Here is a 12,007-nt window from a genome sequence, read left to right on the forward strand (position 1 = left end):
CGACCATTCGTACCGGTGGTGGTTAAAGATCTGAAGCTCGCAGGTATACTGCGCGCCAGTGTGGCCCGCAAGCCGGCCCCGCATCATTTTCTGCACGCCCCGGAGCTTTCATGACTTCCCCGACACAACCCCCTGTTGAAGCGACCGACAACGTCGATCCGGCCAGCGCCGAAGGCGTTGAAAAAGCCGAGATCCCGGCGTTCAAGTTTCCGTTCAAGCCGGGTGAGTTGGCTGGGGCCAGGAATGCGGCCCAACCGTGGTACAAAAACGGCGCCAAGAACGGCCATACCAAGTCGCCAGGCATGGCACCGCCGGGTACTCGTCGTTCGATGGGTAAACGCTGAGATTAACAAGTCGCACATCGTGTCGATTATTGCCTACAGCCTCTGCTGAAATTTCTGATTGTAGGCCTACGACCGTTTCTTGAAAGCTTGCACAGCCTTTGCTCTGCCCCTGTGATTTCAGGGGGAAGCAGGGCGATGCTGGTCTTTCCGGAAAAGGACGTCTCCCTTGGCTCTGATACACATCTGTGTAGTGTTTGCCCTGTTGCTTGCGGCGGATGCCTCTGCGGCCGATGATCCACCGCTGCGTGAAATCCGTTTCGCCGTTGCTGCACAGTTCCCCCCGTTCCAGAGCCGCGACCCGCAAGGGCAGTTGGTCGGCTTGAATATCGAGTTGGGCAACGCCCTGTGCGTGCAGTTGAATGCACGCTGCATCTGGGTCGACCAGGTGCTTGCCGAAGATTTCATCTCCCTTGAAGCCAGGAAATTCGACGCGATCATGGGGATGGCGCCGACGTCGCAACGACAACGCTGGGTGGGCTTCACCGATAACCTCTACCCCTTCACCACGCGCCTGGTGGCGCGCCGCATGTCCAACTTGCAGCCGCGGGTAAAGTCGCTCAAGGGCAAGCGTATCGGCGTGTTGCTGGGAAGTAGCCGTGAGGCGTTTGCCCGCTCGATGTGGGCGCCGAATGGCGTCATCGTCAAGAGTTTCTGGCTCAACAATGAATTGGTCAGCAGCCTTAAAACCGGCGAGATTGATGCGACCCTGCAAGGCACGGTAGAAATTCGTGAAGCCTTGCTCGACACCGAAGACGGCCACGATTTCGACTTCGTCGGCCCTGCCATTTCGTCCGAGCTTTTGGGCGATGGTGTGGCCATCGCGGTGCGCAAACCTGACACCGCATTGCGCAACGAACTCAACTGCGCCCTTGAACAACTGAAGCAGAGCGGCGAGTACCAGCGGATCATCCAGCCCTACCGCCTTGACGCCGTTCCTGCAGAGCACTGATCGGCGGCCTTCAAGGTCTACGCCGCCCGCAGCGAGATAAACGCATAGTTGGCCGGCACCTCGGTGGCAATCTGCGCGCCGGCATCCAGCAACTGTTCGGCGATATCCATCCCCGATACATGAAACACCCACTCATTGGCCACGGCCGGCCGGTCCACCGCCAGCTCAATCGCCTGGGCAAACGCGCCCATGTCCGGCAGGTACGCGGTAAACCCATCACCCTTGAGGGCCGTGGTGCGGATGCCCAGCAAGGCGCACACCGCCTCCTTGGTCTGCACATCGTCTCGGTCGGCCTGGCGCGAGCGTTGGATCAGTTCCACCAGCTCCGGGTCCATCAATTCACCCCCGACGATCAACGCCGGGCCCTGTTCCCAGGATTCCGGCGGGCAATCCTTGGCGGCGGGGTTGAGCGGGATATGGGGGTTGATCTCCATCGGGTAGATGCGGCACACCAACGGGCGGCGCTCGTAGATGCGGCATCGGTTGTCTGCGTCAAGATTCCGGCAGCGCCCGGCGTTGTAGGCGGCAAAGGTGATTGCCACAAACGCCTCGGTGTTGCCGCTGGGCACCACCACCGAACGGCGCTCGGCATGTTCGCGCTGCAGTTGAGGCAGGCCCAGGCCATTGCTCAGGAAACCCTCCACCAGAACGATGACGTTACCGCCGTCAGCCGCCCATTGGCGGGCTTCCTGCAGGGTCAGGGGGACGTGATGATCGCTGCAGCATTTGCCGCAACCGACGCAGGAAAAATGGGTGTTCATGGCGGATCTGTCACCAGGCTAGGTCAGAGGGCACGCAGGAACAGTGACGGGTTTTTACCTCTATCCACCGTTGTGCTGCTCTGGAAGCAAGTTATGCGCCAGCGCCTGTCAGTCGTCGGCGACCACATCCCGCAGCACAAAGACCATGCCCGCGCTTTCGTACAGTTGTCGGGCGCGCCGGTTGCTCTCCAGCACCTTGAGGTCGACATAGGGTTCGCCACGCTGCTTGAACACCTGGAAGCAGTGCAGCAGCAACGCGCGACCCAGGCCTTGGCCTTGAGCGCAAGGATGCACGGACAGGTTCTTGATAAACGCGCTGGTCCAGCACTGCGCCACGCCGAGAATGCCATCGCCATTGCTGGCCACCAGGCACAGCGTGGGGTCGAATTCGGCGTCGCTGACGAACAGATGCTGCCAGGCGTGCAGATGGGGAACGCGGCCACCCCCTTGCTCCTGGGTCATGCGCAGCACCGCATGGATCGCCGGGGCCAGCTCGTCGCGGTAGTGATCCAACTGTGTATGGGCCGGCCATTGCGGTGCAGGCAGGCTGCCGGTGAGGTCGCGGCGCAGCAGTTGGAAATACTCCGCCACCGGTTACAGCCCCTGTTGCGCCACGGTCTGGGCGGCGACCACCAGGCACTTGGTCAGTTCGGGCGAGGAGAACTTGGTCAGCACCGCGTTGGCACCGGCCAGGCGCGCCTTTTCGCTGTTCATCGCGCTGTCCAGGGAGGTATGCAGCAGTACGTAGAGATCCTGGAAGTCCGGGGTTTCACGCAGGGTGCGGGTCAGGGCATAACCGTCCATTTCGGACATCTCGATGTCCGACACCACCACATTGATCTGCGCGGCCGTGCCTTGCAGTTCCAGCAGCACATCGATGGCTTCCTTGGCGCTGCGCGCGGTGTGGCAGGTCAGGCCGAGGTTGCGCAGGGTGTGTACCGACTGCTGCAGGGCGACCTGGCTGTCATCCACCACCAGGATCCGCGCATTGCCGAGCACTTCCGCCTCTTCCATGGTCAGGTCGGTAGGCGCCGCTTCAATCGGCGCCGGGGCGATGCCGTGGATGACTTTTTCGATGTCCAGCACCTGCACCAGGCCGCCTTCCACCTGGGTCACCCCGGTGATGAACGCACGGTTGCCGCCGGAGCCGTAGGGCGGTGGACGAATATCGGTGGTCAGGCAGTGCACGATCTTGCTCACGGCCTGCACATGCAGGCCCTGCTTGGAACGGCTCACGTCGGTGACGATCAGGCAGCCGCCGTTCGGGTCTTCCAGGGGCATTTCCCCCAGGGCGCGACTCAGGTCGATCACCGCCAACGAATTGCCACGCAGGGTGGCGATGCCTTTGACGTGGGGATGGGACTCCGGCAGCTTGGTCAGCGGCGGGCAAGGGATGATCTCGCTGACTTTCAGCAGGTTGATGGCCATCAGCTTGCCGCTGCGCAAGGTAAAGAGCAGAAGCGAGAGTGAGTCTGCGCGGGCTTTGGTGGTGGACATAAAAACCTTCTGTGGATCAGGGATGACGAACTTCTATTGAAGGTTATCGACTCGGGAGAGCCAGGCTTTAACCCGATTTTGTGTCGGGCTGGGCCCGTGTCAGCCCTTCCACACCTGCGGGTTCACCAGGTCCTGCGGGCGCTGGCCGAGCAGGGCGCTGCGCAGGTTGTCCAACGCGCGGTTGGCCATGGCTTCGCGGGTTTCATGGGTCGCCGAGCCGATGTGCGGCAGGGTCACCGCGTTGCTCAACTGGAACAGCGGCGACTCGGCCAACGGCTCCTGCTCATACACATCCAGGCCGGCACCGCGAATGGTGTGGTTTTGCAGGGCCTGGATCAACGCCGGTTCGTCCACCACCGGGCCACGGGAGATATTGATCAGGATCGCGCTGGACTTCATCAGCCCCAACTCGCGGGCGCTGATCAGGTGACGGGTCTTGTCGCTCAACGGCACCACCAGGCAGACGAAATCCGCCTCGGCCAGCAGTTGGTCCAGGCTGCGGAACTGCGCGCCCAGTTCCTGTTCCAGCGCGGCCTTGCGGCTGTTGCCGCTGTACAGGATCGGCATATTGAAGCCCAGGCGCCCACGCCGGGCCACGGCCGCGCCGATATTGCCCATGCCAACGATACCGAGGGTCTTGCCATGCACGTCACAGCCAAACAGCGGCGCGCCGACGCTGGCTTTCCACTGGCCGGCCTTGGTCCAGGCGTCCAGCTCGGCCACTCGGCGCGCGCTGCTCATCAGCAGGGCGAAGGCCAGGTCGGCGGTGCTTTCGGTCAGTACGTCCGGGGTGTTGGTGAGCATGATCCCGCGCTCGTTGAAGTACGGCACATCGTAGTTGTCGTAGCCCACCGACACGCTGGACACCACCTCCAGCTTGCTCGCGCCTTCGAGCTGCGCGCGGCCCAGCTTGCGACCCACGCCGATCAAACCGTGGGCGTGGGGCAGGGCTTCATTGAATTGAGCGTTGATATCGCCCAGCTTGGGGTTGGGCGCAATCACGTCGAAATCCTGTTGCAGGCGTTCGATCATTTGCGGGGTGACACGGCTGAAGGCGAGGACGGTCTTTTTCATTGCAGGCGGGCTCATCGACTACGGAAGAATGCCAAGCACGCTAACATCCCTGCCGGCAATTGTCAGGACACCGCCCCTCCCACATTTAAAGACTTGTATCGCCTGGTAGAAATCAGTTCGCCAGCCGTGCACCGCTGAGGCTGCCGCTCAACTCATACGCCACCAGCTCCGCCTGGTGCGCCGCCAGGATCTCCGGCAACGAGCCGCGCAGGTATTCCACCCAGGTCTTGATCTTCGCATCCAGGTACTGGCGCGACGGGTAGATGGCGTACAGGTTCAACTCCTGGGAACGATAGGTGGGCATGACCCGCACCAATGTGCCGTTGCGCAGGCCTTCGATGGCCGCATACACCGGCAACAGGCCGACGCCCATGCCGCTGGTGATCGCGGTTTTCATCGCGTCGGCGGAGTTGACCAGGAACGGCGACGTATTGATCGCCACGCTTTCCTGGCCTTCGGGGCCGTTGAAGGTCCACTTGTCCAACTGGATCACCGGGCTGACCAGGCGCAGGCAGGCGTGGTTGAGCAAATCCTGGGGCCGTTGCGCGCAGCCCTTGGCCTTGACGTAGTCCGGCGAGGCGCAGGCGATGCTGTAGGTGATGCCCAGGCGCTGGGAGACGAAGCCCGAGTCCGGCAGCTCGCTGGCCAGCACGATGGATACGTCGTAGCCCTCGTCCAACAGGTCCGGCACGCGGTTGGCCAGGGTCAGGTCGAAGGTCACGTCCGGGTGGGTGCGGCGGTAGCGGGCGATCGCGTCGATGACGAAGTGCTGGCCGATGCCGGTCATGGTGTGCACTTTCAGCTGTCCGGCGGGGCGGGCGTGGGCGTCGCTGGCTTCGGCCTCGGCTTCTTCGACGTAGGCCAGGATCTGCTCGCAACGCAGCAGGTAGCGTTTACCAGCCTCGGTGAGGGCAATGCGGCGGGTGGTGCGGTTGAGCAAGCGGGTTTGCAGGTGGGCCTCAAGATTGGAGACCGCGCGCGAGACGTTGGCGGTGGTTGTATCCAGTTGCGCGGCGGCGGCGGTGAAGCTGCCGGCTTCGGCCACGCAACTGAAGGCGCGCATGTTTTGCAAAGTGTCCATGGAGAGTTCTCAGGGGAGATGCCAAATTGTGACAGAAAGTTACGCCGTCCAGTGATCCCTACCAACGGATTATCGCTTGAACGGTAACAAAGATTCACAGGAATGCCAGCTTATCGCCCTCCATGGCGCCGCCTAGAATTGCGCCACCTCTCCCCGCAATACCACCTCAGGAATTCGTTCGCCGTGCCGCGTCGCATCAGCAGAGAGCTGAAGACTCTCATTAACCGAGCGCTGAAGGCTCTCAGTGTTTGCGCTTTATCGTTAGCAATCAGCGGCTGCATCGGAACCGGAGGAATCGCCCCCCAAGGCCAGCCCCTAAACGCCACTACCCTGGCCACCGACGAAGCGATCCGCAGCGCCGCCCAGGACGCCCATTGGCCCACCGCACAATGGTGGCAGGCCTACGGCGACCCCCAGCTCAACCGCTGGGTCGAACTCGCCACCCAAAACAGCCCGAGCATGGCCATGGCGGCCGCGCGGGTGCGGGAAGCGCGGGCCATGGCCGGGGTTGCCGAGTCGGCCGAGTCACTGCAGATCAACGCTGATACCACCCTCAAACGCCACAATTGGCCCAAGGATCAGTTCTACGGCCCGGGGGAATTGAGCGGTGCCAACACCTGGGACAACAATGCGTCCCTGGGGTTGAGCTACGCCCTCGACCTGTGGGGTCGCGAAAGCAACGCCACCGAGCGTGCCGTCGACCTGGCCCACATGAGCGCCGCCGAAGCCCGCCAGGCCCAGCTTGAACTGCAGAACAACGTGGTGCGCGCCTATATCCAGCTGTCGTTGCATTACGCCAACCGCGATATCGTCGTGGCGACCCTGGCCCAGCAACAGCAGATCCTCGACCTGGCCAACAAACGCCTGGACGCCGGGATCGGCACCCATTTCGACGTGAGCCAGGCCGAAACGCCGCTGCCGGAAACCCATCGCCAGTTGGATGCCCTGGACGAGGAAATCGCCCTGAGTCGCAACCAGTTGGCGGCGCTCGCCGGTAAAGGCCCGGGGGAGGGGGCCACGTTGCAGCGTCCGACGCTGTCCCTTGCCGCACCACTGAAACTGCCCTCGAGCCTGCCCGCGCAATTGCTCGGCCAGCGCCCGGATGTGGTTGCCAGCCGTTGGCAGGTCGCGGCGCAAGCCCGTGGCATCGATGTTGCCCACGCCGGTTTCTACCCCAACGTCGACCTGTTCGGCAGCCTCGGCTACATGGCCACCGGCGGCGGCATGCTGGCGTTTCTCGCCGGCAAGAAATTCAACTACAACGTCGGCCCGGCCATCACCTTGCCGATCTTCGACGGCGGCCGCCTGCGTGCCGAGCTGGGGGAAGCCAGCGCCGGCTATGACATCGCCGTGGCGCGCTACAACCAGACCCTGGTCAATGCGCTCAAGGGCATCAGCGACCAGTTGATCCGCCGCGAGTCCATGGACAAGCAAGCCTCATTTGCGGTGCAGTCGGTGGCCTCGGCGCAGAAGACCTACGATATCGCGATGATCGCCTACCAGCGCGGCCTCACCGATTACCTCAATGTGCTCAACGCCCAGACCCTGCTGTTTCGCCAGCAACAGGTCGAGCAGCAGGTCCAGGCCGCGCGGCTTGGCGCCCATGCCGAACTGGTGACCGCACTGGGTGGCGGCCTCGACGCCGGCAAAGACGTACCGCAGGACGCCAAGACCCTCCCGAGCAAGGCCCCGGCGGCGCTTGCCGTGTTTGATCACTGAGTAGGATTTGATGACTCCCTTGCCTGCACCGCTGCGCTGGCTGCATTCCCTTGAGTGGCGCCGTGGTTTTTTCGACTGGGCACGCAGCGACGGCGTGACCTGGGTGTACATCTTCAAGGTGCTGATCGCCGCGTTCCTCACGCTGTGGCTGGCCATGCGCCTGGAACTGCCGCAACCACGTACCGCGATGATCACCGTATTTATCGTGATGCAACCCCAGAGCGGCCAGGTGTTCGCCAAGAGCTTCTATCGCTTCCTCGGCACCCTGGCGGGGTCGGCGGTGATGGTGGTGTTGATCGCGTTATTTGCGCAGAACACCGAGTTGTTCCTCGGGGCGCTGGCGATCTGGGTCGGCATTTGCACCGCTGGCGCGACACGCAACCGTAACTTTCGCGCCTACGGGTTTGTACTCGCGGGTTATACGGCGGCGATGGTCGGCCTGCCGGCCCTGGCCCATCCGGACGGCGCCTTTATGGCGGCGGTGTGGCGGGTGCTGGAAATCTCCCTGGGGATCCTGTGTTCCACCCTGGTCAGCGCGGCGATCCTGCCGCAGACCTCCAGCGCCGCGATGCGCAACGCGCTCTATCAGCGCTTTGGCGTGTTCGCGCTGTTCGTCACCGACGGCCTGCGCGGGCGTAGCCAGCGCGAAGGGTTCGAGGCCAGCAATGTGCGCTTTATCGCCGAGGCCGTGGGCCTGGAAGGTCTGCGCAGCCTCACGGTGTTCGAAGACCCGCATATGCGCCGGCGCAACGGTCGGCTCAGCCGCCTCAACAGCGAGTTCATGAGCATCACCACCCGCTTCAATGCCTTGCACCAGTTGCTCGAACGCCTGCGCACGGACGCCGCGGATCACGTGGTGGCGGCGATCAAGCCGGGCCTGCAGGACCTCGCCGAAGTCCTCGACGGCTTCTCCGGCCGCGCCCTCACCAGCCCCGACGCCGCGCGCCTGGTCAACCAGCTCAGCGCCTACAAGGACAGCCTGCCCGCCAAAGTCCGCAGCCTGCGTGCGACCTTCCAGGAGGGCAACCCGAGTGAGGCCGAACAGCTGGATTTTCACACCGCTTATGAACTGCTCTACCGCTTCGTCGATGACCTGCACAACTACGCGCAAACCCATGCGTCCCTGGCCGATCACAGCCATGCACGGGAGCAATGGGACGAAGCCTTCAGCCCCAAGACCAACTGGCTGGCCTGTGCCGCCTCGGGGATTCGCGCGTCGTTCATCCTGATTGTGCTGGGCAGTTACTGGGTGGCCACGGCCTGGCCCAGCGGCGCCACCATGACCCTGATCGCCGCTGCCACCGTCGGCCTGTCCGCCGCCACGCCCAATCCCAAGCGCATGGCGTTCCAGATGGCCTGCGGCACCTTGATCGGCGCGTTGGTGGGCTTTGTGGAAATGTTCTTCGTGTTCCCGTGGATCGACGGCTTCCCGCTGCTATGCGTGATGCTCGCCCCGGTGATCATCCTCGGCGCGTTCCTCGCCTCACGCCCGCAATACGCCGGTGTGGGCGTGGGCCTGCTGATTTTCTTCAGCACCGGTTCGGTGCCGGACAACCTCACGGTCTACAACCCCTACACCTTTATCAACGACTACATCGCCATGATCATTGGCATGCTGGTGTGCGCGGCGGCAGGGGCGATCATCCTGCCGCCCAACAGCCGCTGGCTGTGGCGCCGCCTGGAGCAGGACCTGCGCGAGCAGGTGGTGTATGCCATCAGCGGCAAGCTCAAGGGGCTGGCATCGAGTTTCGAAAGTCGCACCCGAGACCTGCTGCACCAGGCCTATGGCCTCGCTGTCGGCCAGCCGCAAGTGCAACGCGACCTGCTGCGCTGGATGTTCGTGGTGCTGGAAGTCGGCCACGCGATCATCGAGTTGCGCAAGGAACAGGCGATCCTGCCGGTACACCCGGCCTATGCCGAGTCCCAGCCGTGGCGCCAGGCGATCCGGGTCATGGGCCGCTCGTTGGTGCGCCTGTTCCTGCAACCCAGCGCCAGCAACCTGGAGCGTGGCCTGATCGCCGTCGACCACGCGATCAGCCGCGTGCAGGCCACCGACGAACCCTTCGCCCCGCACTTCGATACCTCGGCCCTGCGCCGGGTGAAAAGCTACCTGCACTTTATCCGCACCTCGTTGCTGGACCCGCAATCACCGCTGGCGGCCCTCAAAGGAACCCCGAATGCCTCGTGAAATCGCATTCCACGGCATCTATATGCCGACCATGACCCTGATGTTCCTGATCGCGGCCGCGTTGGCCTGGGCCCTGGACCGCTTCCTGGCCGGCTTCGACCTGTACCGGTTTTTCTGGCACCCGGCGCTGCTGCGCCTGAGCCTGTTCGTTTGCCTGTTCGGCGCCCTGGCGCTGACCGTCTACCGTTGAGAATGCCCCGATGAAAAAGTTTTTCAGCCTGCTCGCGACCTTGCTGGTACTGGCCTTGGCGATCTGGATTGGCCGCACGTTGTGGGTGCACTACATGGAAACGCCGTGGACCCGCGACGGCCGCGTGCGCGCCGACATCATCAACGTGGCCGCCGACGTCACCGGTGAAGTGGTCGACGTGCCCGTGCGCGATAACCAGTTGGTGAAAAAGGGCGACCTGCTGATGCAGATCGACCCCGAGCACTACCGCATCGCCGTCAAACAGGCGCAATCCCTGGTCGCCTCGCGCAAAGCCACCTGGGAAATGCGCAAGGTCAACGCCCACCGCCGCGCCGACCTCGACGCCCTGGTGATCTCCAGGGAAAACCGCGACGACGCCAGCAACATCGCCGACTCGGCCCTGGCGGATTACCAGCACGCACTGGCACAACTCGAAGCGGCCGAACTCAACTTGAAACGCACCCAGGTCGTGGCGGCAGTGGACGGCTACGTCACCAACCTCAACGTGCATCGCGGCGACTACGCACGCATCGGCGAAGCCAAGATGGCCGTGGTGGATATGAACTCGTTCTGGGTCTATGGCTTCTTCGAAGAAACCAAGCTGCCCCATGTGAAAGTCGGTGACAAAGCCGACATGCAGCTGATGAGCGGCGAGACGTTGAAGGGGCACGTAGAAAGCATCTCGCGCGGCATCTACGACCGCGACAACCCCGAGAGCCGCGAACTGATCGCCGATGTGAACCCGACTTTCAACTGGGTGCGCCTGGCCCAGCGCGTACCGGTGCGGATTCATATTGATGAAGTGCCGGAGGGGGTGTTATTGGCGGCGGGGATTACCTGCACGGTGATTGTCGATAGCGTGCCCCTGGCCGAATAAGCACCTTAGCTGGCCTACACCCTTATCATCGATACCCGAGACGTTCGCACCGGCAATGATTCGCTGGTCACCCCGTTCGGTCAGCAGCACAGGGGGGGATCTGGGTTCGGACTGCATGTCGTTGTAACCCTGGTTGTTGAAGGCCAGATCCAGCACGCCGTGGGTTTTGAATTGAGCGATGTAGATCCAGTTGCCGGTTGACGCCGTCACCAGGTTGCCTGTGCGGGTTTGCATGATGCATTGCCAGCCATTGTCGTGGTTGCTGTCGAATTGGCTGACCAGGGGTTTACCGTTGTTGAACAGTTGGTGCACGGCGCCGTTTGGGGTAATGGCCTGCATGAGACCTTTTGTGCTTTTGGCGCCGCCCTGCCCAATTTGACCGGCGCCAACAAGGCTGTTGTCCTCCTCGCGCTTGATCAGAGCGTTGAAGGTGGTGTGATCCTTGATCCTGTCCATGAGATGAAACCCCGGCGTCTTGGGACTGCCAAAGCCGGCGTCCGGGCTGCCGTCGGGGTTGAGGCGGGCAAACAGGGCGGTCTTGAGGGTGGGAATAAACCGGGCATGTCCAACAAACACTATTTTGTGATCACTGCCCTGGCTGATACACGCGTTGATCGCAGTGGCCACATTGGAGCCGGCAAGTTTGAACTCCAGCCTGCCAGTTTTGTTGAAGCTTTCGTCCAGTGCACCATTGGGCTGCAGGCGAAACAGCACTCCCATGGTCTGGTCCGGATTGCCGCGGGTTGCATAGTTGGCGCTCACTAAAATACGTCCGTTGCTCTGGACGTGTACTGTCGCTGATTCTCCTATGAGTTCTTCGTAGTCCTTGGTAGGCAGAATGCGCCGTCCTTGCTCGGCAAAATTCGTGTCGGGCTTACCTTCGCTGTTGAAACGTGCAATCACCAAGTCCGCCCAGCCATTGGATGCACTGCGCCATGTCCAGCCCAGCATCAGGATGTTGCCGGCCGATTGTACGGTCAGCCTTGAACCACCGGCCGGTAGCGAGGGTAAAAAATCACCGGTGACCAGCCCGTTCGTTCCAAACGATCTATCCAGGCTGCCGTCGGCGCTCAGGCGGCCCAAGCCGTATAGGTATTGGTCGTCGTGGTTTCTATACACGCTGGCGCTGAACAAAAGCTTGCCATCCTTCGCGGTTGCAAGTCCTCCGAAGCGAAAGCGAACGTTCAGATCACCATGATCTTCGAGAATTTTTTCCAGGGCTTGCACCCCTCCAATACCGAAGTCGGGATCCAGCGTGCCGGGTTGCGTCTTTGAGGGTTTTTTGGACTTACGCATCAACGCATCCCTTCGTTGGTTGGAGAGGAAA

General features: G+C 62.5%; 12 protein-coding genes. 6 read left to right on the top strand and 6 right to left on the bottom strand.

The features are described from left to right. The first annotated feature begins 110 nt into the window (after positions 1 to 110). Both BLQ09_RS08225 and BLQ09_RS08230 read left to right on the top strand, forming a co-directional pair. Positions 111 to 344 (top strand): hypothetical protein, encoded by a 234-nt coding sequence (locus BLQ09_RS08225; RefSeq protein ID WP_092356174.1) that lies wholly within the window; start codon positions 111 to 113, stop codon positions 342 to 344. A gap of 166 nt (positions 345 to 510) precedes the next feature. Next, the gene (locus tag BLQ09_RS08230; RefSeq protein WP_027604749.1) at positions 511 to 1,293 is read left to right on the top strand and encodes a transporter substrate-binding domain-containing protein; all 783 of its coding nucleotides are present in this window, start codon (positions 511 to 513) and stop codon (positions 1,291 to 1,293) included. Positions 1,294 to 1,310: 17 nt separating this feature from the next. On the opposite strand, the gene BLQ09_RS08235 is transcribed toward BLQ09_RS08230, so the two are convergent. From BLQ09_RS08235 to BLQ09_RS08255, 5 genes are all read right to left on the bottom strand, one after another. Continuing rightward, positions 1,311 to 2,054 (bottom strand): YkgJ family cysteine cluster protein, encoded by a 744-nt coding sequence (locus BLQ09_RS08235; RefSeq protein WP_027604748.1) that lies wholly within the window; start codon positions 2,052 to 2,054, stop codon positions 1,311 to 1,313. Positions 2,055 to 2,162: 108 nt separating this feature from the next. Beyond that, positions 2,163 to 2,645: a GNAT family N-acetyltransferase gene (locus BLQ09_RS08240; RefSeq protein ID WP_065938570.1), complete on the bottom strand. Its 483-nt coding sequence runs from the start codon at positions 2,643 to 2,645 to the stop codon at positions 2,163 to 2,165. Positions 2,646 to 2,648: 3 nt separating this feature from the next. Continuing rightward, positions 2,649 to 3,551 carry a chemotaxis protein CheV gene (locus BLQ09_RS08245; RefSeq protein WP_027604746.1) on the bottom strand — a complete coding sequence of 301 codons (903 nt, stop codon included), beginning with the start codon at positions 3,549 to 3,551 and terminating at the stop codon, positions 2,649 to 2,651. A gap of 99 nt (positions 3,552 to 3,650) precedes the next feature. After that, positions 3,651 to 4,625 carry a 2-hydroxyacid dehydrogenase gene (locus BLQ09_RS08250; protein ID WP_092356177.1) on the bottom strand — a complete coding sequence of 325 codons (975 nt, stop codon included), beginning with the start codon at positions 4,623 to 4,625 and terminating at the stop codon, positions 3,651 to 3,653. A 112-nt stretch (positions 4,626 to 4,737) separates the two neighbouring features. Next, on the bottom strand, positions 4,738 to 5,706 hold the full coding sequence (locus tag BLQ09_RS08255; RefSeq protein WP_027604744.1) for a LysR family transcriptional regulator: 969 nt from the start codon (positions 5,704 to 5,706) through the stop codon (positions 4,738 to 4,740). Positions 5,707 to 5,889: 183 nt separating this feature from the next. Between BLQ09_RS08255 and BLQ09_RS08260 the strand changes: the two genes are divergently transcribed. The 4 genes from BLQ09_RS08260 to BLQ09_RS08275 are packed head-to-tail and all read left to right on the top strand — an operon-like array spanning position 5,890 to position 10,680. Next, positions 5,890 to 7,425, top strand: a complete 1,536-nt coding sequence (locus BLQ09_RS08260) for an efflux transporter outer membrane subunit (protein WP_092356180.1) — start codon at positions 5,890 to 5,892, stop codon at positions 7,423 to 7,425. A gap of 10 nt (positions 7,426 to 7,435) precedes the next feature. Then, positions 7,436 to 9,613, top strand: a complete 2,178-nt coding sequence (locus tag BLQ09_RS08265; RefSeq protein WP_027604742.1) for an FUSC family protein — start codon at positions 7,436 to 7,438, stop codon at positions 9,611 to 9,613. Beyond that, positions 9,603 to 9,803: a DUF1656 domain-containing protein gene (locus BLQ09_RS08270; protein ID WP_027604741.1), complete on the top strand. Its 201-nt coding sequence runs from the start codon at positions 9,603 to 9,605 to the stop codon at positions 9,801 to 9,803. Before BLQ09_RS08265 ends, BLQ09_RS08270 begins: the two co-directional genes overlap by 11 nt. A 10-nt stretch (positions 9,804 to 9,813) precedes the next feature. Continuing rightward, on the top strand, positions 9,814 to 10,680 hold the full coding sequence (locus BLQ09_RS08275) for an efflux RND transporter periplasmic adaptor subunit (RefSeq protein WP_092356183.1): 867 nt from the start codon (positions 9,814 to 9,816) through the stop codon (positions 10,678 to 10,680). On the opposite strand, the gene BLQ09_RS08280 is transcribed toward BLQ09_RS08275, so the two are convergent. Then, on the bottom strand, positions 10,621 to 11,976 hold the full coding sequence (locus tag BLQ09_RS08280) for an NHL repeat-containing protein (RefSeq protein WP_092356186.1): 1,356 nt from the start codon (positions 11,974 to 11,976) through the stop codon (positions 10,621 to 10,623). The genes BLQ09_RS08275 and BLQ09_RS08280 overlap by 60 nt on opposite strands. Positions 11,977 to 12,007 lie beyond the last annotated feature (31 nt).

Origin of the sequence: Pseudomonas sp. NFACC25, from assembly GCF_900100935.1 — a bacterium.
GTDB classification, from domain to species: domain Bacteria; phylum Pseudomonadota; class Gammaproteobacteria; order Pseudomonadales; family Pseudomonadaceae; genus Aquipseudomonas; species Aquipseudomonas marginalis.

Coding starts and splice junctions, on each gene's coding strand:
- BLQ09_RS08225 (WP_092356174.1), top strand. CDS start 111: ATGACTTCCCCGACACAACCCCCTGTTGAAGCGACCGACAACGTCGAT.
- BLQ09_RS08275 (WP_092356183.1), top strand. CDS start 9,814: ATGAAAAAGTTTTTCAGCCTGCTCGCGACCTTGCTGGTACTGGCCTTG.
- BLQ09_RS08270 (WP_027604741.1), top strand. CDS start 9,603: ATGCCTCGTGAAATCGCATTCCACGGCATCTATATGCCGACCATGACC.
- BLQ09_RS08250 (WP_092356177.1), bottom strand. CDS start 4,625: ATGAAAAAGACCGTCCTCGCCTTCAGCCGTGTCACCCCGCAAATGATC.
- BLQ09_RS08265 (WP_027604742.1), top strand. CDS start 7,436: ATGACTCCCTTGCCTGCACCGCTGCGCTGGCTGCATTCCCTTGAGTGG.
- BLQ09_RS08280 (WP_092356186.1), bottom strand. CDS start 11,976: ATGCGTAAGTCCAAAAAACCCTCAAAGACGCAACCCGGCACGCTGGAT.
- BLQ09_RS08245 (WP_027604746.1), bottom strand. CDS start 3,551: ATGTCCACCACCAAAGCCCGCGCAGACTCACTCTCGCTTCTGCTCTTT.
- BLQ09_RS08235 (WP_027604748.1), bottom strand. CDS start 2,054: ATGAACACCCATTTTTCCTGCGTCGGTTGCGGCAAATGCTGCAGCGAT.
- BLQ09_RS08255 (WP_027604744.1), bottom strand. CDS start 5,706: ATGGACACTTTGCAAAACATGCGCGCCTTCAGTTGCGTGGCCGAAGCC.